The 24713-nt window shown below is 56.4% G+C and carries 19 protein-coding genes; 4 read left to right on the top strand and 15 right to left on the bottom strand.

From position 1 onward, the window contains the following. Window positions 1-63 precede the first annotated feature (63 nt). The 8 genes from polA to B4113_RS09350 all read right to left on the bottom strand — a co-directional run bounded on the left by polA (window position 64) and on the right by B4113_RS09350 (window position 10513). Entirely contained in the window at window positions 64-2700 is a 2637-nt protein-coding gene (gene polA / locus B4113_RS09390; RefSeq protein ID WP_033844297.1) for a DNA polymerase I, read from the bottom strand. Window positions 2701-2856: 156 nt separating this feature from the next. Further along, on the bottom strand, window positions 2857-4605 hold the full coding sequence (pnpS, locus tag B4113_RS09385; RefSeq protein ID WP_033844298.1) for a two-component system histidine kinase PnpS: 1749 nt from the start codon (window positions 4603-4605) through the stop codon (window positions 2857-2859). Further along, window positions 4598-5305 carry a response regulator transcription factor gene (locus B4113_RS09380; RefSeq protein ID WP_033844299.1) on the bottom strand — a complete coding sequence of 236 codons (708 nt, stop codon included), beginning with the start codon at window positions 5303-5305 and terminating at the stop codon, window positions 4598-4600. Before B4113_RS09380 ends, pnpS begins: the two co-directional genes overlap by 8 nt. Window positions 5306-5554: 249 nt before the next feature. After that, window positions 5555-6022 (bottom strand): MaoC/PaaZ C-terminal domain-containing protein, encoded by a 468-nt coding sequence (locus tag B4113_RS09370; RefSeq protein ID WP_033844301.1) that lies wholly within the window; start codon window positions 6020-6022, stop codon window positions 5555-5557. A 146-nt stretch (window positions 6023-6168) separates the two neighbouring features. Beyond that, on the bottom strand, window positions 6169-7107 hold the full coding sequence (gene mdh / locus B4113_RS09365) for a malate dehydrogenase (RefSeq protein WP_033019478.1): 939 nt from the start codon (window positions 7105-7107) through the stop codon (window positions 6169-6171). Between the two features lie 171 nt (window positions 7108-7278). Further along, a complete protein-coding gene (icd, locus tag B4113_RS09360) occupies window positions 7279-8550 on the bottom strand; it encodes an NADP-dependent isocitrate dehydrogenase (RefSeq protein ID WP_033844302.1) in 1272 nt (423 codons plus the stop codon). A gap of 98 nt (window positions 8551-8648) precedes the next feature. After that, entirely contained in the window at window positions 8649-9767 is a 1119-nt protein-coding gene (citZ, locus tag B4113_RS09355; protein ID WP_061912419.1) for a citrate synthase, read from the bottom strand. A 290-nt stretch (window positions 9768-10057) separates the two neighbouring features. Then, a complete protein-coding gene (locus B4113_RS09350) occupies window positions 10058-10513 on the bottom strand; it encodes a DUF441 domain-containing protein (protein ID WP_061912418.1) in 456 nt (151 codons plus the stop codon). 104 nt (window positions 10514-10617) lie between these two features. Here B4113_RS09350 and ytvI point away from each other — a divergent pair, with 104 nt between their 5' ends. Continuing rightward, window positions 10618-11736: a sporulation integral membrane protein YtvI gene (gene ytvI, locus B4113_RS09345; RefSeq protein ID WP_061912417.1), complete on the top strand. Its 1119-nt coding sequence runs from the start codon at window positions 10618-10620 to the stop codon at window positions 11734-11736. A gap of 161 nt (window positions 11737-11897) precedes the next feature. On the opposite strand, the gene pyk is transcribed toward ytvI, so the two are convergent. From pyk to dnaE, 5 genes are all read right to left on the bottom strand, one after another. Next, complete coding sequence (pyk, locus tag B4113_RS09340) at window positions 11898-13661, bottom strand: pyruvate kinase (protein ID WP_033844304.1); 1764 nt, start codon at window positions 13659-13661, stop codon at window positions 11898-11900. Between the two features lie 253 nt (window positions 13662-13914). Continuing rightward, window positions 13915-14874: a 6-phosphofructokinase gene (pfkA, locus tag B4113_RS09335; protein ID WP_033844305.1), complete on the bottom strand. Its 960-nt coding sequence runs from the start codon at window positions 14872-14874 to the stop codon at window positions 13915-13917. Window positions 14875-15113: 239 nt separating this feature from the next. After that, entirely contained in the window at window positions 15114-16091 is a 978-nt protein-coding gene (accA, locus tag B4113_RS09330; protein WP_033844306.1) for an acetyl-CoA carboxylase carboxyl transferase subunit alpha, read from the bottom strand. Then, window positions 16076-16948 (bottom strand): acetyl-CoA carboxylase, carboxyltransferase subunit beta, encoded by an 873-nt coding sequence (gene accD, locus B4113_RS09325; protein ID WP_033844307.1) that lies wholly within the window; start codon window positions 16946-16948, stop codon window positions 16076-16078. Before accD ends, accA begins: the two co-directional genes overlap by 16 nt. 190 nt (window positions 16949-17138) lie before the next feature. Next, window positions 17139-20420: a DNA polymerase III subunit alpha gene (gene dnaE / locus B4113_RS09320; RefSeq protein WP_033844308.1), complete on the bottom strand. Its 3282-nt coding sequence runs from the start codon at window positions 20418-20420 to the stop codon at window positions 17139-17141. Window positions 20421-20521: 101 nt separating this feature from the next. Here dnaE and B4113_RS09315 point away from each other — a divergent pair, with 101 nt between their 5' ends. Then, on the top strand, window positions 20522-20863 hold the full coding sequence (locus B4113_RS09315; RefSeq protein WP_033844310.1) for a YtrH family sporulation protein: 342 nt from the start codon (window positions 20522-20524) through the stop codon (window positions 20861-20863). After that, window positions 20860-21363: a sporulation membrane protein YtrI gene (gene ytrI, locus B4113_RS09310; protein ID WP_033019501.1), complete on the top strand. Its 504-nt coding sequence runs from the start codon at window positions 20860-20862 to the stop codon at window positions 21361-21363. The genes B4113_RS09315 and ytrI overlap by 4 nt, the downstream gene beginning before the upstream one ends. A gap of 333 nt (window positions 21364-21696) precedes the next feature. Here ytrI and B4113_RS09305 read toward each other — a convergent pair whose 3' ends face one another. Then, window positions 21697-22644 carry a bifunctional oligoribonuclease/PAP phosphatase NrnA gene (locus B4113_RS09305; protein ID WP_033844311.1) on the bottom strand — a complete coding sequence of 316 codons (948 nt, stop codon included), beginning with the start codon at window positions 22642-22644 and terminating at the stop codon, window positions 21697-21699. 101 nt (window positions 22645-22745) lie between these two features. On the opposite strand from B4113_RS09305, the gene B4113_RS09300 reads away from it, so the two are divergent. Next, window positions 22746-23051 carry a YtpI family protein gene (locus B4113_RS09300; protein WP_033019503.1) on the top strand — a complete coding sequence of 102 codons (306 nt, stop codon included), beginning with the start codon at window positions 22746-22748 and terminating at the stop codon, window positions 23049-23051. Window positions 23052-23202: 151 nt separating this feature from the next. Here the strand turns inward: B4113_RS09300 and B4113_RS09295 are convergent, their stop codons facing one another. Beyond that, window positions 23203-24510 carry a CBS domain-containing protein gene (locus B4113_RS09295; RefSeq protein WP_033019504.1) on the bottom strand — a complete coding sequence of 436 codons (1308 nt, stop codon included), beginning with the start codon at window positions 24508-24510 and terminating at the stop codon, window positions 23203-23205. Window positions 24511-24713 lie beyond the last annotated feature (203 nt).

The raw sequence follows: 24713 nt of genomic DNA, 5'->3' as shown, positions 1-24713 counted from the left end.
CTTTCCTCTGTTGTCGATCCGCCCGTGCGGCTTCCGGCATCGGCGCGCCTTTAAGACCGGGCTTTATTTCGCATCATACCATGTCGGTCCGTAATGATAATCGACTTTCAGCGGCACGCGGAGCGTGACGGCTTGCTCCATCACTTCCGGCACGATTCGGCACAGCCGCTCTATTTCGTCACTAGGCGCCTCCAAAATGAGCTCGTCGTGCACTTGCAGCAACAAGCGCGCCTGCAGCCGCTCTTCCTTTAGGCGCGCGCTCAAATCGATCATCGCCTTTTTAATGATGTCAGCGGCGCTGCCTTGGATCGGCGTATTCATCGCCGTCCGCTCGGCAAAGCTGCGGACGTTGAAGTTGCGGCTCGTGATGTCCGGCAAATAGCGGCGCCGATGCAAAAGCGTGGTGACATATCCTTTCTGTTTCGCCTCTTGCACGATCGTTTCCATATACCGCTTGACGCCCGGGAAGCTGGCAAAATAGCGTTCGATAAACTCGGCGGCCTCTTTGCGCGTAATGTTTAAGTTTTGCGCCAATCCGTAATCGCTGATCCCATAGACGATGCCAAAGTTGACGGCCTTCGCTTGCCGGCGCATGTTGGGGGTGACGTCCTCTTCCTTGACGTGAAAAATGTCCATGGCCGTTTTCGTATGAATGTCCAAATCTTGGCGAAACGCTTCAATTAAATTGTCATCTTCGGCGATATGGGCCAACACGCGCAGTTCGATTTGCGAATAGTCAGCGGCAAACATGAGCCAGCCAGGCTCGGACGGCACGAACGCTTGCCGGATTTTCCGCCCTTCTTCCAGACGAATCGGAATGTTTTGCAAGTTCGGCTCCGTCGAGCTGAGGCGGCCGGTTTGCGTCAACGCTTGATTGAAGATCGTATGCACTTTCTTCGTATCCGGGCGCACGACCTTCAACAACCCTTCGACATATGTCGACTGCAGCTTGCCTAGTTGGCGGTAGTGCAAAATATTCTCCACAATCTCGTGATGGGGCGCAAGCTTTTCCAGCACGTCCGCCGATGTCGAATAGCCGGTCTTCGTTTTTTTCAACACAGGCAGTTGCAGCTTTTCAAATAAAATGACACCGAGCTGTTTCGGCGAATTGATATTGAATTCTTGCCCGGCCAGTTCGTAAATGCGCCGTTCGGCCGCGCGCAGCTGCTCGGCGAGTTCCTGCCCCATCTGGTTCAGGCGCTCGGTGTCCACTTTCACCCCGGTGAATTCCATATCGGCCAAAATCGCCGCTAACGGCTGCTCAAGCGCCATCAACAGCTCGTCCTGCTCGTTGCGGCGCAAGTCATCCATCATTGGCTGCTCGAGCGCCCAAATCGCTGCCGCCTTGCGGACGAGATGCTCGGCGAGTGCCGGCTCGTCCGGAACAGACCGTTTCGCCCCTTTGCCGTAGACCGCTTCGTCGGACCGCACGGCCTCGTATTGTTTCATTTTGGCCACCGCCGCGACATCGCTAGCATCTTGTCCGGGGTTGAGCAAATACGCCGCCAGCAGCAAATCAAACGAGACGCCGCGCAGGTCGATCCCTTTCCATCGTAAAGCGACCGTCGCCCGCTTCGAGTCAAACATGCTTTTTTTCTTCGTCTCATCGGCAAGCCAAGCGCGAAACTGCGGGTCAGCCAGCGCCACCTCCGAAGGCAGGAAAAACCGCCCGCGTTCCGAGACAACAGCAATGCCGACGATCGGCGCGTCATGATAGTTGTCTTCCACGACTTCAACGACCAAGGCCGCCTTGTCAGCGAGCATCTCTTCCGTCACGCGCTCCACCATGGTGAAGTCGATGTGGGCAAGCGGCTCGCTCTCTTCCGCCCTCGGCCCTTCCATCTTCTCAAGGAGCGACTGAAACCCGAGCTCTTTAAACAAAGCGATCACGCTCTCCCGGTCTTCGCCTTCGTAGGCCGTATCCTCAAGCGACAGCGCGATCGGAGCGTCGCGGCAAATGCTCGCCAGCCGTTTGCTTAGGAGGGCGGTATCGCGATGTTGGCGCAGCGTTTCTTTCAGCTTTTCCCCTTGGATTTCATCAATGGAGTCGAGCACATTTTCGACTGTCCCGAACTGCTTTAACAACTTGACCGCCGTTTTTTCGCCGATGCCGGGCACGCCAGGGATGTTGTCCGATTTATCCCCCATCAGTCCTTTTAAGTCAACGATTTGCTCGGGAGCGAGCCCGTATTTTTCGCGAATCGTTTCCGGCGTGTACGATTCCATCTCGGTGATCCCTTTTTTCGTGATTTCCACCGTCACATGAGGGGAGGCGAGTTGGGTCAAATCCCGGTCTCCGGAGATGACTTTCACCTCAAACCCGGCCTGCTCAGCGCGGGCGGCGAGCGTTCCGATAATGTCGTCCGCTTCGTAGTTGTCAAGTTCGTAAGCTGGAATGCGATAGGCGTTCAACAGCTCGCGCAGCAGCGGAAACTGCTCGGACAATTCCGGGGGCGTCTGCTGGCGCCCGCCTTTATACTCGCGAAACACTTCATGACGAAACGTCGTTTTGCCCGCATCAAACGCCACTAACAAATGAGTAGGCGCCTCTTCCGCCACGATTTTGCGCAGCATCATGGCAAATCCGTAGACAGCATTCGTATGAACGCCTTTGTCGTTATGCAAAAGCGGCAGCGCAAAAAAAGCGCGATAGGCCACACTGTTGCCGTCAATCAAGACCAGTTTTTTCTTCAATCCCATCCCTCCTCGGATGCTTCTTGTTTTTATTGTATCATGCGGCGGCGTTAAAGAAACATCGCCTCGCTGCTCCGGCCCCCAAAGCGGTGCTGAAGGAAGGGCCGCCTCAGCCCGAATGGACTCGCCCTCCCCCAACCCGGCAGCGATGAAAAAAGCCGGCTACCGCTCCGGCTTGGGAAAGTGAATCGTAAACACCGTGCCGCGCCCGACTTCGCTTTCCACGGTGATGGAGCCGTGATGGGCTTCGACGAGATGCTTGACGATCGAAAGGCCCAGCCCGGTCCCGCCCGAATCGCGGCTGCGCGCTTTATCGACGCGGTAAAAGCGCTCAAAGATGCGAGGAATCTCCTTTTTCTCAATGCCGATGCCGGTATCTTTGACGCGCAGCCACACTTCCTGCGCCGTCTCCCCCGCGTCGACGATGACTTGCCCTTGTTCGGGGGTATAGGCGATGGCGTTGGCCAACAAGTTAAGCAAAATTTGCTTCAGCCGGTTTCGATCACCGCGAATGACCAGATCCGGCGGCGCCTTGACTTGCAAAGCGATGCGCTTGGCCGCCGCCCGCTGGCGGAACACCGCTGCCGCTTCCTCCATGATCTCGGCCGCGTTCACTTCCTCCCACTGAAGCTGAAAGCCTTGCTGCTCGATTTTCGATAAATCAAGAAGCTCTTCGACGAGCGTTTGCAGCCGTTCGCTTTCTTTTAAAATAATGGCTAAAAAGTGCTCGAGCGCCTGCTCATCTTTCATCGCTCCATCCAACAGCGTTTCGGCAAACCCTTTAATCGATGTCACCGGCGTTTTCAGTTCATGCGAGACGTTGGCGACAAAATCTTTGCGGATCTGCTCGAGCCGCTTCAGTTCGGTAATGTCATGGAAGACGACGACAATCCCTTTCCACTCAGCGCCTTTTCCGATAATCGGGGCGCCGTAGACGTCAAAGTGCTTTCGCTCAATCCCGACCGTCAGCCGCATATGGCGGCGCATCGCCGCCTCGGTCATGAAAATCTCGTCGATCAAGCGGACGATGTCGCGGTGCGGGAGCACATCGGCATACGGGCGATACAAGGCGTCGGACGGATCGATGTGAAATTGGGACTGAAAGGCGCGGTTAATGAGAAACACATGGCCGCGGTGATCGATGAACAGAAGGCCGCTGCCGACGTTTTCAATAAGCGTATGAAGGCGATCGGTCTGAATTTCCCGCGCCCGGCTCATTTCTTGCAAATGGCGAGCAAGCCGGTTGATGGAACGGACCAACATGCCGGCTTCTTTATATTCGCCATCGGGCACCCGGGCGGCGTAATTGCCTTTTTCCAGCTCAAACGCCACCTTGGTCGCCTCTTCAATCGGTCTCATATATTGATTGGCGATTTTCCAGCCAAGGGCGATGATGACAACGAGCGCCATGCCAAGGCTGCTGATGAGAACCCCCCAAATCCGCTCGTTCACCGCTTTGAGCGAGCTCGTCGGTGTGCTGACGACGACGTATCCGTCCTGTCCGCTTGGCCCATACGGAACAAGGCAGTAGTACACATCGTCCGTTTTTTCAATCACCGAAAAGCGCGCGGACGTTGTCGTCGGCAAAATGGAGCGGATGATGCGCGCGTGGTCCTTGTCGCTGATCGCCGCGATACGCCCGCTGTCAAACCGCACCCGCCCATCGCGATCGAGCACGGTGATGCGCGAGGACAGCTCGTCCCCCATTTCTTGCAAATCGGTGCGAATGCGCTCAAGCGGTTCATTTTCCAGCAAAATGGCGAGCGCTTTCGCCTCCTTTTCCATCCGCTTATTGATCGTCTCGGTATAAAACTCTTTCAGCAGCTGGCCAAGCAAAAAGCCGAGGGCGATCAACACGGCCGCAATCAGCGCCACAAGCCAGAAAAGAAGCCGGGAGCGAAGGCTACTCATGCCGTTTGGGCTCCTCCAGTTTGTATCCGAGGCCGCGCACCGTTTTGATGTACACCGGCTTTTTCGTATCGTCTTCGATCTTGTCGCGCAAGTGGCTGATATGGACGTCAACGATGCGCGTATCGCCAGCGAAATCGTAATTCCAAACCGCGCTGAGCAACTGGTCGCGCGTCAGCACCCTTCCTTTATGACGGGCCAAATAAAGAAGCAATTCAAACTCTTTCGGCGTCAACTCGAGCGGTCTGCCGCCCACCGTCGCTTCGTAGCGGTCCGGGAAAATTTCCAACTGCCCGATGACAAGCCGTTCGCCTAACTCAGCCGCCGGTTGAGAAAGCTCGGTGCGGCGCAAAATCGCCTTCACCCGCGCGACGACCTCGCGCGGGCTGAACGGCTTCGTCATGTAGTCATCGGCGCCCAGCTCCAACCCGAGCACTTTATCAAACTCATCATCGCGAGCCGTCAACATTAAAATCGGCGTCATGATTTGCCGCTGGCGAAGCCGCTTGCACACTTCAACGCCGTCCAGCTTCGGCAGCATCAAATCGAGGATCATCAGCGCCGGCTGTTCACGCTCCACTTTATCTAGCGCTTCTTCGCCATCATAGGCGGCGGCCACTTGAAAACCGGCCTTCTCCAAATTGTAGGTCAACAACGTCACAATCGGCTGCTCATCGTCAACAACCAAAATTTTCTTACTCATTCCGCTCCTCCCATTCGCCAGTCATTCTATTTGTATCATACCATACTTTCCGCTTTCGTTCGGCAAAAAAAGAAAGAGGGTGTCGCAAACTGCGGCAAGACCCCCTCTTTTTCGCTATAAAAACAGACGTTCTCCTTTTATAACTGCCCGGCTGCCCGAAAGCAGCCCCCTTTCGCATCCGTCCCGCGCCCATCTCGCCTCCCCTGTTCCATCTTCCCGTCCAAGCGAAGCGAGCGCTGCTCTTTCAGCCTAAAAATTTTCAAGCGCACGGCTGTCCAAACGTGGCAACGTATGCGGCGGACAGGCGGACAGCTCGCCGGTGAGCACCATTTCCGCCCCGCGCGTCGCCGTCACCGCCAACGTGACGCAATGGCTTGCTTCATCCACGTCAGTCACTTCCAGCAAAAATTCAAGCGTTTCATAATGATACACTGGCCGGAGAAAGCGAATATCATTCCTTGTAATATAACTGCCCGGGCCTGGCAAATATTTCGACACCGCCGATGTGATCATTCCCATCAGCATGATCGGCGGAACGACCGGCTTGCCAAACGGCGTTTGCGAAGCGTAATCGTGCTGAATGTAGAGCGGGTTGGCATCGTCGGTCAACCCGAGGTAAAGCAGCAAATCTTTGTCTTCGATGGCCGCTTGGAACACAAGTTTTTCCCCAACTTGAATTTCTCCGATTCGTCTCCCCAGCTTTCGCTTTTTCAACATAGTTCCACTCCTTTGTTGCTCCTGACCTTCATGGGCTACAATCGTCACTAGCGGCGCCAAGCGCTGTTTTCGCACCCTAAATTCAGAAAGCGCTTTCAAAAAAGCGGCGGCAAAAATCCGGGTCAAGCCCGAATTTTTGCATCGTACTATTCGAGCACGCGCATGACGTTTTTCACCGACTCGACCGACTTGGCGAGCGCTGCTTTTTCCTCTTCCGTCAGCTCGAGCTCGATCACTTTCTCAATGCCGTTGCCGCCCAAGATTGTCGGCACGCCCAAATAAATGCCTTCGTATCCGTATTCGCCTTCGAGGTAGGCGATCGCCGGCAAAATGCGGCGCTGGTCTTTCAAAATCGCCTCGACCATTTCAACAAGCGAAGCGGCCGGCGCGTAGTAGGCGCTGCCGTTGCCGAGCAAATTGACGATTTCCCCGCCGCCTTTGCGCGTCCGCTCAACGATGGCGTCCAAACGGTCTTTCGGAATCAGCTTTTCGAGCGGGATGCCGCCGGCGTACGAATAGCGGACGAGCGGCACCATGTCGTCGCCATGCCCCCCCAACACGAAACCGGTGACGTCTTTAACAGAAATGTTCAGCTCTTGGGCGACGAACGTGCGGAAACGCGCCGTATCGAGGACGCCCGATTGGCCGATGACCCGGTTTTTCGGGAAGCCGGATTCCTTGAAGACGGTGTACGTCATCGCATCAACCGGGTTCGTCAAAACGATGATGTAGCAGTTCGGCGAGTATTTGACGACTTCTTTCGTCACTTGCTTCATAATTTTCTGGTTCGTCGTCACCAAATCGTCGCGGCTCATGCCCGGCTTGCGAGCGATGCCGGCCGTAATGACGACGATGTCCGAATCGGCTGTGTCAGCGTAGTCCGACGTGCCGACGATGTTGGCGTCAAACCCAAGCACCGGGCTCGACTCGAGCATGTCGAGCGCCTTTCCTTTCGTCGGGTTTTCGAGCTGCGGAATGTCGACGAGCACGACGTCGCCGAGCTCTTTTTGCGCCAGCAGGAACGCCGTTGTCGCCCCCGTGAATCCAGCGCCGATCACCGAGATTTTTTTCCGTTTCATCGCCATCGTTTGCCATCCCTTTCTTTTAAGGTTGGTGATTAGATCAAAAGAAACGAGGGAAACGCTAGATTTTTCAAATCGACAAACTTGGATAAAACGTGGTTTTGTTTCCCTTCCCACTGTATCAATTTCCCAACTATACTCTTCTCTCGTTGTTGATCGGCTATTTTTCCAACATTAGTCCATATTGCGGATGAGCGCATCAGCGAATTCCGAACATTTCACTTCGGTTGCCCCTTCCATCAGGCGGGCAAAGTCATACGTCACGATTTTCGCGGCGATCGTTTTTTCCATCGCTTTGATGATCAATTGCGCCGCTTCGTTCCAGCCGAGATGCTCAAACATCATGACGCCGGACAAAATGACGGACGACGGATTGACTTTGTCAAGCCCGGCGTATTTCGGCGCCGTGCCGTGCGTCGCTTCGAAGATGGCGTGGCCGGTTTCGTAGTTGATGTTTGCCCCCGGCGCGATGCCGATGCCGCCGACTTGAGCCGCGAGCGCGTCGGAAATGTAGTCGCCGTTTAAGTTCATCGTCGCGATGACGTCAAACTCGCGCGGGCGCGTTAAGATTTGCTGTAAGAAGATGTCGGAGATCACATCTTTGATGATGACTTTTCCAGCCGCTTCTGCTTCGGCCAGCGCTTTGTTCGCTGCTTCTTTGCCTTCCGCTTCGACGATGCGGTCGTATTGCGCCCATGTGAACACTTTGTCGGCAAACTCTTCCTCAGCAAGTTCATAGCCCCAGTTTTTAAACGCGCCTTCGGTGAATTTCATGATGTTTCCTTTATGAACGAGCGTCACCGATTTGCGGCCATGTTCGATCGCATAGTTGATCGCCGCGCGCACAAGCCGTTTCGTTCCTTGTTCGGAAATCGGCTTAATGCCGATGCCGGACGTTTCCGGGAAGCGGATTTTGCGCACGCCCATCTCGTTTTGCAAAAAGTCGATCACTTTTTTCACTTCCGGCGTGCCTTTGGCATATTCAATGCCGGCGTAAATGTCTTCCGTGTTTTCGCGGAAAATGACCATGTCGGTGTCTTCCGGGCGTTTCACCGGCGACGGAACGCCTTGGAAGTAGCGAACCGGCCGCAGGCAGACGAACAAGTCAAGCTCTTGACGAAGCGCGACGTTCAGCGAGCGGATGCCTCCGCCAACCGGCGTCGTCAGCGGCCCTTTAATGGCGATTATGTATTCGCGGATCGTCTCGAGCGTTTCATCCGGAAGCCAGCTGCCCGTCAGTTTGTATGCTTTCTCGCCGGCGAGCACTTCCTTCCAGACGATTTTTTTCTCGCCTTTGTACGCTTTTTCCACCGCAGCCTCGAGCACGCGCGAAGCGGCCGCCCAAATGTCCGGGCCGGTTCCGTCCCCTTCAATGAACGGGATGATCGGATGGTTTGGAACGTTTAACACTCCGTTGGTAACAGTAATTTTTTCCCCTTGCGTCACGAGTCAAACCCCCAATTTTTTTATTTTGCAAAGGCGTGAAGGCGCGCCTTCCCGCCTTGTCCACCTGTTTCGCCTTGCTCAGCCTTATTCAGCCCTGTTCAGCCGCGCTCGTCGATCGGCACGTACGACCGCTTGCCCGGACCCGTGTACTCGGCGCGCGGACGGATGAGCCGGTTGTTGTCATATTGTTCCAAAATATGGGCGATCCATCCCGACGTGCGGCTGATCGCAAAAATCGGCGTAAACAAATCATGATCGATTCCTAAACAATGGTAAACCGAGGCGGAATAAAAGTCAACGTTCGGCGGCAGCGCTTTTTCCGATGTGACGATTTCTTCAATCTTCGTCGACATTTCGTACCAATGCGGCTCGCCAACGAGCTTCGTCAGCTTTTCCGACATTTTTTTCAAATGTTTGGCGCGCGGGTCGCCTTTCCGGTACACGCGATGGCCAAAGCCCATGATTTTCTCTTTATTGGCCAGCTTTCCGCGAATGTACGGCTCAACGTTGTCAACGGTGCCGATTTCCGTCAGCATTTTCATCACCGCTTCGTTTGCCCCGCCGTGAAGCGGTCCCTTTAAGGCGCCGATCGCCGCTGTAATGCCGGAATACATGTCGGAGAGCGTCGCCACGCAAACGCGCGCCGTGAATGTCGATGCGTTCAACTCGTGATCGGCGTGCAACACGAGCGCCTTGTTGAACGCTTCCGCAGCAACGGCGTCCGGCTCTTGTCCGGTCAACATGTACAAGAAATTGGCAGCAAAGCTCAAATCTCGGCGCGGCGCAACCGGTTCCAGCCCTTTGCGCACGCGGGCAAACGCCGCGACGATCGTCGGGATTTTCGCCTGCAGCCGGATCGCTTTCCGGTAGTTCGCCTCTTTCGTCATGTCGTCCGCCTCGTCATCATAGAGGCCGAGAAGCGAGATCGCCGTGCGCAACGCCGCCATCGGATGCACGTTGGCAATTGGATACAGCTTGAAGTGCTCAACGATTTCCTTTGGAATGTCCGCGTTTTCCGCCAGCTGCTTCTTCAATTCTTCGAGCTGCGCTTTCGTTGGCAGCTCCCGATGCCAAAGCAAATAAACGACCTCTTCAAAGGAAGCGTTTTCGGCCAAATCGTCAATATCGTAGCCGGCGTACGTCAATGTATCATCGATGATCGAGCTGATGCTTGAGGTTGTCGCCACAACCCCTTCTAAACCGCGGGTTACCGTCATGTCCAATCTCCCCTTCTTTTCATAAGTTCCGTCCATCATCGTTGGAAGGACGATGAGCGCTTGCTCGAAACCGTGGCAAAAACGAAGGCATGGGCGAAAGTGCTTACATCGCCGTGCCAGCCGCCTTGCAAAAACGCTGTTCCCCCGCTTGGCCCGAAAAACGAACTCACGCTTATTATTATAAACAATTATCAGACTTTTGTCAGCTGTCATACGTCATAAAGAGACAGGCGCCACGAACAAGCGGAACACGCTTCGCCGACAAACGAACCAGTCGTTTGCCCGAGCGGTTAAAAATATTCTACCATTTTGATGACCGCATAGGCAATGCCAGCGCCGATCAGCGGACCGACCGCCACACCATGGAAAAGCGCGACGGCGATGATCGTCCCGAACGCCAAAGCGGCCGTCATTTGCGGATCGCTCGCCAACAGTGTCACTCCTCCTTTGGCGATCAAGGCGACCAAAATGCCGGATAACAAAGCGATCCAAGCCGACAGCGATTGCAGCGAACCAACGAGCTCTTTCCAGCCGATGTGTCCAGCGGCAATCGGAGCGAGCACCGCGATCGTAATAACGGTCACTCCCCAATGAATCCCCTTCGATTGAAGGATCGACAAAAGCGGCTCGCTAAAGCCGGACCACTTTACGGCCAGCAGCACGGCGACCGCGATCACAAGCGACTCATTTTTCGACAGCAAGCCAAGCGCCAACAGCGCCAACAAAAACAGCACCGATTCATTCACGGCGGCTCATCCTCCTTCGAGCGGGATAGGAAACTTGTTTTTTTGCTTCTTCGTAAACAAACGTGTAATATTATCCATATGGAGATTCGTTTGGGGGTGAAACATTGTCCCGAGTGTATGTCGACCGTTTTTTGCGCTTTTTTTTCGTCGTTGCCATCGCCGGCATTAGCGTTTGGGCGCTGTATTACATCGCAACGTTGACGTACCCGTTTATCATCGCTTTCCTCATCGCCCTGCTCATTAATCCGCTCGTCGATGGGCTGGAGCGGAAAGCGAAAATGCCGCGCTGGCTGGCGGTCAGTGTCACGCTCATCGTCCTGTTCGCCGCCGTCGCTGGGATCGTGACGCTGTTGATCGCCGAAATCGTGTCGGGAACGCAATATTTGGCCGATGTCGTGCCTAGCAAATTTCAAACGCTAGTTTCGTATATCGAAACGTTCGTTGCCGATCAGCTCATCCCGATCTACAAAGATTTGGCGGGCATGTTCAAAAGTTTAAGCAGCCAGCAGCAAGATACGATCATGAAAAACATCCAGTCGGTAGGGCAAAAAATCGGCACAACGGTAGGGGAATTTATCCAAACGATCTTGCGAAACATTCCCCAGCTTCTCGCCTGGCTGCCCAATATCGCGACCGTCTTTATTTTTTCGCTGCTGGCCACGTTTTTCATCAGCAAAGACTGGCATCGGCTCATGCGCATGGCGCAGCGCTGGCTGCCCGCGAAAGCTCGCACAAGCGGCAAAACGGTGTTCGTCGATTTGAAGCGGGCGCTGTTCGGCTTTATGAAAGCGCAGGCGACGCTCATTTCGATTACGACGGTCATCGTGTTAATCGGCCTGTTGATTTTGCGCGTCGATTACGCGATTACCATCGCCTTGATCATCGGGTTCGTCGATCTTTTGCCGTATTTAGGAACCGGGATCGTATTCGTCCCTTGGATCATTTACGCGGCGGTGAGCGGCGACATCCCGTTTGCGATCGGCCTTGGCGTTTTGTATATCGTTGTGCTCGTCCAGCGGCAGATTATGGAACCGAAAGTGCTCTCCTCATCGATCGGCCTTGATCCGCTCGCCACGCTCATCGCTTTGTTCGTCGGTTTCAAGCTGCTTGGCTTTCTCGGGCTGATCGCCGGGCCGGTTGCGCTCGTCATCATCCGCACCCTTCACAGCGCCAACGTCTTTCGCGACATTTGGCGGTTTATCATCGGCAAGCCGGCCGCATAACTGACAGAGCGCAGCTGCCGTTTGTCCGTTTAGGCGAAAGGGGGCGGCGGAAAAAGCCGTCTTCCGTGAGGACAGGCTCAACATATCGCGCGGCACAAAAAATCGATGAGGAAAGAGGGTGTTCCCATCCATTGGGGACACCCTCTTTTGATGTGAACCGGCTACAAGACGCTCGCATGTCCGCGGTAGATGGCGCCAAACCCGCCGTCGACCGTGATTTCTTGTCCGTCTTGAAACAGGCGGGTCGCATTCTCGACCCCGACGACGACCGGAACGCCGAGGCTTAACCCGACGACGGCCGCATGGCTCGTCAGCCCGCCTTCTTCCGTGATGATCGCCGCCGCTTTTTCCAGCGCCGGCATCATATCGGCATCGGTGCTGATGGTGACCAAAATGCCGCCTTCCACCATTTTTCGGCACGCCTCTTCCGCCGTTTTGGCGACGACCGCCTTGCCGAACGCCGACTTGCGGCCGATGCCTTGCCCTTTGGCGAGCAGATCGCTGATGACGTGCACTTTCATCAAGTTCGTCGAACCGGTTTCGCCGACCGGCACGCCGGCGGTGATCACGACCAAGTCGCCGTGCTTGACCAAACCGGAGCGCACCGCCGCATCGACGGCCACATCCAACATTTCATCCGTCGTGTTCACATGCGGCGCCTCTTTCGTATAGACGCCCCAGACGAGCGCTAACCGACGCGATACCGCCTCGTCTGAGGTGACGGCGATAATCGGCGCTTTCGGACGGTATTTGGCCACCATCTGCGGCGTTTTTCCGCTCACTGTCGGCGTGACGATCGCGGCGACATCTAAATTCAGCGCCGTATGGGCGACCGACTGGCCGATGGCATCGGTGATCGTCGTTTGGCTCTCTTTCGTGCGCTGCGACAACATGTCGCGGTGCTCCAACGCCTGTTCGGTGCGAAGCGCGATTTGGTGCATCGTGCGGACCGCTTCAACCGGGTACTGGCCGGCTGCCGTCTCCCCGGACAGCATGACCGCATCCGTGCCGTCAAAAATGGCGTTGGCGACGTCGCTGGCCTCCGCCCGCGTCGGACGCGGGTTGCGCTGCATTGAATCAAGCATTTGCGTCGCTGTAATGACCGGCTTGCCGAGCATGTTGCATTTTTTAATGAGCATTTTTTGGATGAGGGGGACTTCCTCAGCCGGAATTTCTACGCCTAAGTCGCCGCGTGCCACCATGAGGCCGTCGGCTGCTTCCAAAATTTCATCGATGTTGGCCACGCCTTCTTCGTTTTCGATTTTGGCGATGATTTGGATGCCGAGCGCATCGTTCGCTTCAAGCAGCTCGCGGATTTCCAACACATCGGACGCCCGGCGCACGAACGACGCAGCGATGAAGTCGATCCCCTGGCGGATGCCGAACAAAATGTCAGCGCGATCTTTGTCGGTGATGCCCGGCAAATTGACGCGCACGCCGGGAACGTTGACCCCTTTTTTGTTTTTCAGAACCCCGCCGTTTAAGACGGTGGTGACTATTTCCCCCGCTTCTTTATCGATCGCCGTGACTTCGAGGCCGATCAGCCCATCATCGAGCAAAATGGTCGAGCCGACGGATACGTCATCGATCAGTCCCGGATAAGTGATGGAAATTTTGTCTCGGGTCCCGAGCACTTCGTTCATCGAAATGACGAGCCTCGCGCCTTCCTTCAGCTCGATGGCGCCGTTTTCCATGTTATGCGTGCGAATTTCCGGACCTTTTGTGTCAAGCAAAATCGCCACCGTTTTCCCGGTTTGCTGCGCCGCTGTGCGAATGTTGGCAATGCGCCTCCCGTGTTCTTCATGATCGCCGTGCGAAAAGTTGAGGCGCGCTACGTTCATGCCTGCCTCGATCAATTGCACGAGCTTGTCCACGCTTTCGCTTGCCGGCCCAATCGTACAAACAATTTTCGTTTTCCGCTTCATCGCTTCTTCTTCCTTTCCCCTCGGGAAGTGAACTCCCCGCCGCTTCCGAACAGGCGGGGGCTTCAAGCGGCTTGGGCGTGTTTGCCAAACGGCAAGACACTATCCCGACTACGCTGTCTTTCATTCCGAAATGTCTGCTCTACTCATAGACTAGCATATTCGTCAATGATTGCCAACCGTGCTTCCTCTCCCGGCGGGCCCATGGGACCGCCGCTCGCCCTTTCTTGGCGCCGGGAGATGGTTTTCAAAACCGTTAAATCGACAGCTCTTTCGACAACGCATACATCCGCTGATCGATCGTATGAATTTGGCTCAACGCTTCGGCGATGTCATGGTCGACGAGCCGGTTGTTTTGGATGCCGACGCAACGGCCGCCTTTGCCTTCAAGCAAAAGTTCGACCGCCCGGGCGCCGAGACGGCTCGCTAACACGCGGTCAAACGCCGTCGGCGATCCGCCGCGCTGCACGTGGCCAAGCACCGTCACGCGCGTCTCAAAACCGGTCGCCTCTTGAATTTGCCGCCCAACGTCAACGCCGCTGCCGACTCCTTCGGCGACGATGATGATGCTATGTTTTTTGCCGCGTTCATGGCCGCGCTTCAAGCGAGCGATGATATCATCCATATCGTAGTCCGCTTCCGGGATCAAAATCGTCTCCGCCCCGCCGGCAAGCCCCGACCATAAGGCAATGTCGCCGGCATGACGGCCCATGACTTCAATGACATACGTCCGCTCATGCGACGTCGCCGTGTCGCGAATTTTGTCAATGGCGTCAATAACGGTGTTCAACGCCGTATCAAACCCGATGGTAAAATCCGTCCCCGGGATATCGTTGTCGATCGTCCCGGGCACGCCGACGCACGGAAAGCCATGCTCGGTCAATTTTTTTGCCCCTTGGTAGGACCCGTCACCGCCGATGACGACCAGCCCTTCAATGCCGTGTTGTTTCAGCTGTTCGATCCCTTTTTTCTGCCCTTCCTCCGTCTTAAACTCCGGACAGCGGGCGGTATAAAGAATCGTGCCGCCGCGATGGATAATATCCCCGACATCGCCGACTTCAAGCTTTTTGATATTGCCGGCAATCAGCCCGGCATAGCCATGATACACGCCGTACACTTCGACGCCGTGGTAAATGGCTTTGCGGACGACCGCGCGAATGGCCGCGTTCATGCCCGGCGAGTCGCCGCCGCTCGTCAATACACCAATCCGTTTCATCACTTCCACCTCATTTGTCTCGAATTGCACACGTCCGACCTCATACGTCTGTCGCCTCTAAACATTCCTAATGTACCATGAACGCCTGTTGAACACAACAGGGAACGCACGCTGAAACAGCTTACAAGGGGCGATTTTTTAAACAGAACAAAGCTGTCCATAGGGAACCGGATCATGTGTTGAGACGCCATTGTTTAGACAGAACAAAGCTGTCCCGCCAGCGGAGGACAGCTTGTTTCTTATCTTGCCCGAATCGTCTCTTGTAAAAACGAGACGCGGCCCATTTGTTTAAATTTTTCGTAGCGCTGTTCCACGAGCGCCTCGCCGTCGAGCGCCAGCAGCTCTTTCAGCGAAGCGCGCAGCACGCGGTCGATTTCTTTCGCCTGTTCATCGGCATTGCGGTGGGCGCCGCCTTTCACTTCCGGAATGATTTCATCAATAACGCCAAGCGCTTTTAAGTCATGAGCGGTGATTTTCATCGTTTCCGCCGCCCGCTGCGCCAATGAGGCGTCTTTCCACAAAATCGCCGCCGCCCCTTCCGGCGAGATGACCGAGTACGTGGAGTTTTCCAGCATATGAATATGGTTGCCGACGCCAAGCGCCAGCGCCCCACCGCTTCCGCCTTCACCGATGACGATGCAGACAACCGGCACGGTGAGTCCCGCCATTTCAAACAAGTTGCGGGCGATCGCCTCGCTTTGCCCGCGCTCTTCCGCCGCTTTGCCCGGATAGGCGCCTTTTGTATCAATGAAGCAAATGATCGGACGGGAAAACTTTTCCGCCTGCTTCATGAGCCGCAGCGCTTTCCGGTAGCCTTCGGGGTGCGGCATGCCGAAATTGCGGCGCAAATTTTCTTTCGTATCTTTGCCGCGCTGGTGGCCGATCACCGTCACCGGAAGCCCGTCGTACATGGCAATGCCGCCGACGATCGCTTCGTCATCGCCGAAGCAGCGGTCGCCGTGGCACTCGAGAAAGTTTGTAAACAGCCGCTCGATGTAATCGAGCGTCGTCGGCCGTTGCGGATGGCGGGCGATTTGCACGCGATCCCACGGCGTCAAGTTCGCGTACACTTCGTTTTCCAATTTGGCTAGGCGCGCCTCCAGCTTTTCGATTTCCACCGATAAGTCAACGTCTGCCGTTTTCATAAACTCTTTCAACTCTTGAATTTTGCGGCGCAACTCGACCAGCGGCTTTTCAAATTCTAATTCCGCCACCATCCCGCTTCCCCTCCTCCGTTATGAATCGCCAGCACAACGGCCAGCTTTTCCTTCAGCTCATGACGATGGATGACAGCATCCAGCTGCCCGTGCTTCAGCAAAAACTCCGCCGTCTGGAAGTCTTCCGGCAGCTCTTCGCGCACCGTCTGCTCGATGACGCGGCGGCCGGCAAAGCCGATGAGCGCCCCCGGTTCGGCAAAGTTATAATCCCCAAGCGAGGCAAAGCTCGCCGATACACCGCCGGTTGTCGGATGGGTCATGACGGAAATGAACAAGCCGCCGCTGTTGCTGAATCGTTTGAGCGCGGCGCTCGTTTTCGCCATTTGCATGAGGCTTAGCACCCCTTCTTGCATGCGGGCGCCGCCGGACGCGGTGAAAATGAGAAACGGCACGCCTTGCTCCCTCGCCCGTTCAACGGCGCGGGCGATTTTTTCGCCGACAACCGAGCCCATGCTGCCCATGCGGAACGACGAATCCATGACAGCTATGACGAGCGGATGGCCGTCAAGCGTCCCTTCGCCGGTGACGACCGCCTCGTTCAGTCCGGACTTGCGCCGGTCTTCTTCCAGCTTTTCGCTATAGCCCGGAAAACCGAGCGGATTGACCGAGATCATATCGGCGTCATACTCGCGGAAGCTGCCGTCATCAAGCACGCTGGCAATTCGCTCGCGCGCCGGCAGCGGGTGATGGTAGCCGCAGCTTAGGCAGACGCGCAAGTTTTTGACCAATTCTTTCGTATACATGATTTTTTTGCATTGCGGACATTTCGTCATCACGCCTTCCGGAACTTCATGCTTCAGTTGTTCGGCAGGCAGCGGCGCGTATTTTTTCTTTTTGCCAAATAAGTCTTTCCACATGAGGGAGCCCCTCCTTTATGATCCATTGTATCGGTTTCCTGGTTTATACTGCAACACCGAAAAAGAAAAGTGGAGGGCAGATCGCGCTGCCCATGGAGCCTTTCCGTGAAAATGCCGCACTGGTGCGGATTTTCATCCCCGGATGGAGGGCAGATCACTCTGCCCATGGAGCTTTTCCGTAAAGAGCGATTTATTTGACGGCAACGGCGCCAAATCCGAACAAAGCGATCAGTTCATCGACAAAGGGTGCCGTCAAAGCTACCGCATACCGCTCCGGCAGGCGGAGAAGCGCGCGTTTACGTTCGTCATACAAGTAAACAGGCGTGCGGCCGCTATGCTGTTCAAGCAGCTGTTTCAGCGCAGCGAGCCGGCCGCTGTCCGCGCCGCTGGCATTGATGTAGAGCGCCGACACCGGCAAGCCCCACGCGCGGCGGATGACGAGCTGGCGCCGTCCTCCGCGCCTTTCCATCGTCCCGGAAAGCAAAACGAACGCTCCCTCCACGAGCTCAGCAGCAGCGCGGGCATATATCGGTGGAAAAGCGACCGCCTCCACTTCTCCGCTTTCATCGCCGATGGTCAAAAACGCCATCTCCTCGCCAAACTTCGTCCGCGTTTTCCGCAGCTGCGCGACCGCCCCCCCGACCACCACGGACGGGCCGTCCGCCTCAGCGGCGAACACGGCATGCGCCGCCTGAAACAACGGTCGGCATACCGCCGCTGGATGCGGGGTGACGGCAAAACCGAGACATTCTCTCTCCCGGCGGCGGCGCTCGCTGGGCGTCCACGGTTTGGCCTCGGCGTATTTCGGCTGGGGTGAAAATCCGATCGCTCCCCCATACGCGCTCAGCCATTCGGCATGTTCGGCGGCGATCTCAATGCTCGCTGAAAGGACGGCGCGCTCGACTCCAAATTCATCGAAGGCGCCGGCAGAAATCAGCGCCTCCAGCGCCGGACGCGCCAATCCTTTCGGCAGCAGGCGAACGGCAAAGTCGAAAAAGTCGGCAAACGCCCCGTGCGCTTTTCGCTCATCGATGATGGGCTTCGCAGCCGAGCCGACATGCTTCACCGCCGAAAGCCCCGTGCGGATCGCCTCCCCTTCGATCGCAAACCGATAGCCGCTCCGGTTGATCGACGGCGGCAAAACCGGAAGGCCCTTCCGCTCCGCCTCGCGTCTGTAAAGCGCCATCGTTTCCCGATCGCCGGCCGCATCCGTCAACATGACCGCATAAAAACAGAGCGGATAATGCGCTTTAATATACGCCATCGCATACGACAGCCGCGCATAGCTGACCGCGTGGCTTCGATTAAAACCATAATGGGCAAAACGAACGATGTGCCGGTACAGCTCCTCGGCCACGTCCTCTGCGTAACCGTTCGCAAGGCAGCCGGCGACAAACGCCTCTTTCTGCTCGGCCAACAGCGCCTTTTCCTTTTTCGCCACCGCCCGCCGGAGCACGTCCGCTTGTCCGAGCGAAAAGCCCGCCAGCCGGGCAGCGATTTGCATAATTTGCTCCTGATAAATCAATACACCGTAAGTCGGCGCCAAAATGGGAGCGAGATCCGGGTGCGCATACGACACCGGCTCTTCGCCGCGCTTGCGCCGAATGTAAACAGGGATCATCTCCATCGGGCCGGGGCGGTACAACGCGTTGACCGCGACCAAATCCTCAAACTCGGACGGCCGCAGTTCAGCAAGCACGCGCTTCATTCCCGCGGATTCGAGCTGAAAAATGCCGTTCGTGTCCCCCGAACTAAGGAGCGCGTACGTTTTGGCATCATCGAGCGGCAGCGCGTCAACCGCAAACGGCCGCCCCGTCTGCCGCTCGACGAGGCGCGCCATCCGGCCGATCAGCGTCAACGTGCGCAACCCGAGAATATCGATTTTCAACAACCCGAGCGCCTCAAGCGCGCCCATCGCGTATTGCGTGAGCGGCCATGGGCCGTGGCTAGGCTGCAACGGCACATGGGCGAGCAGCGGCTCGGGGCTGATGATGACGCCGGCGGCGTGAATCGACGTGTGGCGCGGCAAGCCTTCCAGTTTTTGCGCTACAAAAAGCCAACGATCCCCGCCGCGAACGGCGCTAACCGCCCGACGAAAGGCAGCCGATTCGTCATGCCAGCGACGAATCGTGAGTCCTTGCCGGTTGGGCAGCAGCGCGATCACCCGCTCCGTTTCCTCCCCGGGAAGGCCGAGCGCCTTCGCCGTCTCGCGCAGCGCCGCTTTGGCGCCGAACGTGCCGAACGTAATGATTTGCGCGACGCGATCATGACCGTATTTGTCGGCGACGTAACGAATCATTTCCTCGCGTCGATCGTCGGGAAAGTCCAAGTCAATATCCGGCACCGACACGCGCTCCGGGTTTAAAAACCGCTCGAACAACAGCCCGTATTCCAGCGGATCAACATCGGTGATCGACAACGCGTAAGCGACAAGTGAGCCGGCAGCCGAGCCGCGGCCCGGTCCGGTCATGATGCCGCGCCGGCGCGCGTAGGCGAGCACATCGGCGACGATCAAAAAATAGTCGCTGAAACGAAGCGATTCAATGATAGCCAACTCGTGCTCCAACCGCCGCCAATAGCGCGCATCCGCTGACGGCACGCGGCGAGCGAGTCCTTGTTCGCAAAGGCGGCGCAAATAGCCATCCGCCGTTTCCCCATCCGGCACCGGGAACTTCGGCAGCCGCCGGCGACCAAACTCGAGGCGGAGCGCGCACTGATTGGCGATCTCGATGCTGTTGGCAAGCGCCTCCGGCCAATCGGCAAAGCGGCGGGCCATCTCGTCCGGCGCCGCCAAGTGACGCCCGTCCTCTTCGGCAATGTTTGCGAGCGGTACCCCGCGGCTCAGCGCCTGCAAGCAGCGAAACGCAAGCGCATCCTCGCGCTCCACGTAGCGGACATCGTTCGTCGCAACGGGCGGAATCCCGAGCTCCTCCGCGAGCCGCCGCAGCCCGTCCTCATACGGCCCGCGCCACCGCTCGCCGCGCTGGATGGCGATATACAGGCGGCCAGCAAACAGCTGGCGGTAGCGGAACAACGTCTCTTTCGCCCGCGCCACATCCCCAGCGGCGAGCAGCGATTCGACCCGCCCGTTAGGCCCTGGCGTGATGGCCATGATTCCCCCGTTCAAGCGGCGGAGGACGTCCTCGTGAATGCGCTTTTCCTCCCCCATTTGCACCGCTGTGCTGATTTCGATTAAATGGCGGTATCCTTCCTCATTGGCAGCCAGCAGGACGAGCGGAAATGCCGCTTCATCTCCCTCGAGGATGACATCCGTCATCATGCCGATGATGGGGCGGAGGCCGTGCTGCTCGCACTCCCGGTAAAACGGAATGGCGCCATACAGCACATGGCGGTCGGTGAGCGCCAACGCCTCATAGCCGAGCTGTTTCGCTTTGGCCGCAAGCGCCTCGACCGTCGCCGCGCTTTGCAGCAAGCTATACGCGCTGACCACATGCAAATGAACGAACGACATGGTCCTCCCCCTCTCCGTTTCGCGGGCGAAAACTTTCTCTTCCGCTACATATTGCGTCCGATGGCCTGATATACATAAATAAAGAAAGGACGGGGAAACCGATGAACGAAAAAGTGGCTTTTTTGCCGGCGTTTATTCAAAGCTATTTTATCGCGGTCGGCGTGCTGCTCGGCGGCGCCGTGATCGGCGCGCTCGGCGCTTTTTTGAGCGGCGGCCAACCGCTGACCGCCATGTATCGGTTCGCCGGCGATTTGCGCATTTGGGCGGTGGTGGCCGCCATCGGCGGGACGTTTGATACGTTTTATGTCGTCGAACGGGGGCTGTTTCTTGGCGAAACGAAAGATATTGTGCGCCAATTTTTGCTCATTTTGTCTGCCATGGGCGGCGCGCAAACAGGGGTAGCCATCGTTACGTGGCTGACGCAGGAGCACATTTCGCCATGAGAATTCCTCCGTATTATCAATCCCCATCATGGCAACGCTTTTTTGCCGGCGTCGCGATCGGAGCGCTGATCAGTTGGTTCGTCTTTTTATACATTTTCGGCGTTCTGCAAGAAAAACAAGTGCGGCATGTCAATGAGCTGAACGAGCAAATCGCCGATCTGCAAAAAGAGATTCGCATCTGGCAGGAAGATTATATTCATTACAACAAAGAAATGAAAAAAAAGCTGACCGTCCAAGACATCACTGTTCATCTCGCCAATGCTGAGCAGTATAAATTTGATTCGTACACGACATTCCGCATCGAAGACAGCGTCAAAGAAGACTTGTCCCATTTAATTACAAAGGACATTGAAACAGTGTACAACAGCCGCGAATTGATCAAGCGGGCCGTCGAGAACAAAACGTTCTCAATCCATGAAAAACAATACCGGCTGCAACTTCACACCCTCACCATTTTCACCGTTTTAGCGGTTGAAGTAAAAGTAACGCCGCTCCCGTAATCCGACACGCCTTCGCGCGCCGGCGGCAAAAGAAGCGGCCCGAAGCGGGCGGGGCCCTTTTCCCAGCGCCGCCGCACGCGCAACATCCCGAAGCCGGGTGACCGCAATTCTCAAGCGGAATCCCTGCTCAGCGCTACCGCACGCCCAGCGCCCCGCCGCCGGGTGACAGCAACCCAAACAGAATCCGTGCTCAGCATCCAGCCTCGCCTAAAAACAGCCACCCGGAAGCGCAATCCCCACTCAGCGTCGCCACCGCAAGCGCGACGCCCCGCCGACGGGTGACAGCACTTCAAACCGCATGCCGCGGCAGGCGCTAGAATAATAGCGTTGAGGCTACCGCTCAGCGCGGCAGATGGCCTTCACGTCCTCAACAACGCGATCCGCTTCTTCCCATGACGCGATGGACGCGCCGGCTGCGAGCGGATGGCCGCCGCCGCCGTAGCGTTTGGCGACTGTGTTGACGATCGGTCCTTTCGAGCGGAAGCGGACGCGGATGTCCTTCTCCTCCTCAATAAAAAACACCCAAGCGATGATACCGTCGATATTGCCGAGCAAGCTGACGAGCTGCGACGCCTCGAGCGGGGTGACCCCATATTCCTCAAGCAGCGCCCGCGGCATTTTGACGGCCGCCACTCCTTCTTCGATCGTAAAGTTCGAAAGCACATAGCCGCTTAAGCGGGCAAGCGGCAAGCTCGTTCGATACAATCCGTCGTACAATTCCGTCAGCGAAAAACCGTACGAAATGAGCTCCCCGGCGTAGCGGAACGTTTTTTCGCTCGTGCGCGGAAATAAAAAGCGGCCCGTATCGCCGACAATGCCGGCGTAAATGAGGCGCGCCGCCTCAGCGGTCATCGTCAGCCCTTCGTCTTTCCCAGACAAATACAACTCATAGATCATCTCGCTTGTCGAACTGGCGGCGGTGTCGACCCACATGATGTCGCCATACGGCGTGTCGTTCGGATGATGATCGATTTTAATGAGCTTTCGCCCGAGCCGGTAGCGGCTGTCGCAAATCCGTTCCTCGTTGGCTGTGTCACAGACGATGACGAGCGCCTGCTCATAGACCGCATCGTCAATGACATCCATTTGGCGTAAAAAGGACAACGACGGGTCGTCCGTCCCCACCGCATACACCCGCTTGTTTGGAAACGACGCCCGCAGCAGCGCCGCCAACCCGCCCTGCGATCCGTACGCGTCCGGATCCGGGCGCACGTGGCGATGGATGATGATCGTGTCAAACTCGCGAATCGCATCAACAATTTGTTGCTGAACCGGTTTCATTCGTTTTTCCCCTTTTTCGTCACCTGTCATAGTCAACCGCTGGCCTTTTTCCCTGCTTCTATGTACAATGGAAAACGAAATGGACAACGGAGGGATCCACCATGCCAGCTTTGGTTATTTTCATTATATTTTCCTTTTCGTTTTACGTCTATTATAAAATCCGCTACGTCCGTTCGGAACGTCCGATCGAGCGCCGCTTTCTCTCGGCGAAAGCGAGCGTGGCGCTCGGGCTGTTCGTCGCCTTGTTCGGAATCAACCAATTGTTTTTGTATCAGACAACGGTGACGTATATCATCGCCGCCATTTTTATCATCTTAGGCTTTGCCAGCGCTTGGGCCGGCTACCGCGCCTACCGCTACTACTTGCCCCAAGCGGTCGAGGAAGCGGAGGCGGCCAAACAAAAGTAAGGCCGTTTGGCGCTGACAACGGGCGGCACAAGGAAAAGGATGTCCCGGACAGAAAGCGGGCATCCTTTTCGTTTGCCTTGCCGTCCCCTTGCTGTTTGGGCTCGTTGCGATCAAAAACGGGGCCTGGATTGCTGTTGGCTGCCTTGCCCGTTCATCGATCGATCAGCTGGCACATCATCATCGCCTTGCCGACAAGATCGCCTTCATTGTACACTTCGACATCCACTTTCCCAAACTTGCGCCCGAGCTCTAAAAGCTTCGCTCGCACGTCGACCGTGCTATCAATCTGCACCGGTTTGATGAAGTAGACGGTAAGGTTTTCCATTACCAAATCGCCGCGCTTGTACGCCCGCAGCATGCGCGCCGCCGCTTCGGTGACGATCGTCGTAAACACGCCGTACGAGAGCGTGCCTAAATAGTTCGTCATCTGCGGTGTGATCGTGCAGCGGAACAGCGTTTCTTTGTCGCCGGACTCGCGAAACTGGGCGGTGATGAGGTCATCGATCGTCTCCCCAACTTGCGGCTGGCGCTGCGCCATCTGCAGCGCTTTTAACACATCTTGGCGGCTGATGATCCCTTGCAACCGATGGTGGTCGTCGACCACTGGAAGCAGCTCAATCCCTTCCCATACCATAATGTGAGACGCAAAGGCGACCGATGTTTTTCCACTGACAGTGATCGGCTGCTTCGTCATCACTTTTTCAATCGGCAGCTGTCGATCCATATCGAGCACATCTTTCGCCGTCACGATCCCCTGCACTTTCCAATCTTCATCGACGACCGGGAAACGGCTATGGCGTGTTTCCTTGTTTAATGCGTACCAGCGCTCAACCGGATCGTCGACGCGCAAGTACGCGGTTTTTTCCACTGGAATAATAATATCTTCAACGAGCACGATTTCTTTTTTAATGAGCTGATCGTAAATGGCGCGGTTGATCATCGTCGCGACCGTAAACGTGTCATAGCTCGTCGAAATGATCGGCAGCTGCCGCTCATCGGCGAGCTTTTTGACATGGTCGGCCGTGTCAAACCCGCCTGTGATGAGCACGGCCGCTCCGGCTTGCAGCGCCAGCTCGTGCGCCTTCGTCCGGTTGCCGACGATGAGCAGATCGCCCGCCCCGGTATAACGCATCATCGCTTCGAGCTGCATGGCGCCGATGACAAAGCGGTTGAGCGTCTTATGAAGCCCTTCACGTCCGCCAAGCACTTGCCCGTCAACGATGTTGACCACCTCAGCGTAAGTGAGCTTCTCGATGTTCTCCTTGCGCTTTTTCTCAATCCGGATCGTGCCGACACGTTCAATCGTGCTCACATACCCTTTGTTTTCGGCATCTTTGATCGCCCGGTACGCCGTTCCTTCGCTCACACCCATTTCTTTGGCGATCTGGCGCACGGAAATTTTCTCGCCAATCGGCAGCCGATGGATGTATTCCAAAATTTGTTCGTGTTTTGTCGCCAACGGTTCTTCACCCTTTGCCTGTTGTTACTTTCATTATAACGGCCGCAACGGCCGCGATTCAACGGGAGAAAACCCGGCGAACCGCACCGCGGTGGCGGAAGCTGGTCGTTTTGCGCCACAAAGTCGCCTCTTCGTCCATCGGTCCGACGGAAACGGGAAGATTCACAGGACAAAAAGAGAGGAAAGGCGAATTCCTTTCCTCT

It is taken from the genome of Geobacillus sp. B4113_201601, assembly GCF_001587475.1.
Lineage (GTDB): Bacteria > Bacillota > Bacilli > Bacillales > Anoxybacillaceae > Geobacillus > Geobacillus icigianus.
Note: the sequence above shows the minus strand (reverse complement) of the source record. Positions and strands in the feature narration are given on the sequence as shown.

Coding starts and splice junctions, on each gene's coding strand:
- polA (WP_033844297.1), bottom strand. CDS start 2,700: ATGGGATTGAAGAAAAAACTGGTCTTGATTGACGGCAACAGTGTGGCC.
- pnpS (WP_033844298.1), bottom strand. CDS start 4,605: ATGAGTAGCCTTCGCTCCCGGCTTCTTTTCTGGCTTGTGGCGCTGATT.
- B4113_RS09380 (WP_033844299.1), bottom strand. CDS start 5,305: ATGAGTAAGAAAATTTTGGTTGTTGACGATGAGCAGCCGATTGTGACG.
- B4113_RS09370 (WP_033844301.1), bottom strand. CDS start 6,022: ATGTTGAAAAAGCGAAAGCTGGGGAGACGAATCGGAGAAATTCAAGTT.
- mdh (WP_033019478.1), bottom strand. CDS start 7,107: ATGGCGATGAAACGGAAAAAAATCTCGGTGATCGGCGCTGGATTCACG.
- citZ (WP_061912419.1), bottom strand. CDS start 9,767: ATGACGGTAACCCGCGGTTTAGAAGGGGTTGTGGCGACAACCTCAAGC.
- pyk (WP_033844304.1), bottom strand. CDS start 13,661: ATGAAGCGGAAAACGAAAATTGTTTGTACGATTGGGCCGGCAAGCGAA.
- pfkA (WP_033844305.1), bottom strand. CDS start 14,874: ATGAAACGGATTGGTGTATTGACGAGCGGCGGCGACTCGCCGGGCATG.
- accA (WP_033844306.1), bottom strand. CDS start 16,091: ATGGTGGCGGAATTAGAATTTGAAAAGCCGCTGGTCGAGTTGCGCCGC.
- accD (WP_033844307.1), bottom strand. CDS start 16,948: ATGTGGAAAGACTTATTTGGCAAAAAGAAAAAATACGCGCCGCTGCCT.
- dnaE (WP_033844308.1), bottom strand. CDS start 20,420: ATGTCGTTCGTTCATTTGCATGTGGTCAGCGCGTATAGCTTGCTGCAA.
- B4113_RS09315 (WP_033844310.1), top strand. CDS start 20,522: ATGAACGAAAAAGTGGCTTTTTTGCCGGCGTTTATTCAAAGCTATTTT.
- ytrI (WP_033019501.1), top strand. CDS start 20,860: ATGAGAATTCCTCCGTATTATCAATCCCCATCATGGCAACGCTTTTTT.
- B4113_RS09305 (WP_033844311.1), bottom strand. CDS start 22,644: ATGAAACCGGTTCAGCAACAAATTGTTGATGCGATTCGCGAGTTTGAC.
- B4113_RS09300 (WP_033019503.1), top strand. CDS start 22,746: ATGCCAGCTTTGGTTATTTTCATTATATTTTCCTTTTCGTTTTACGTC.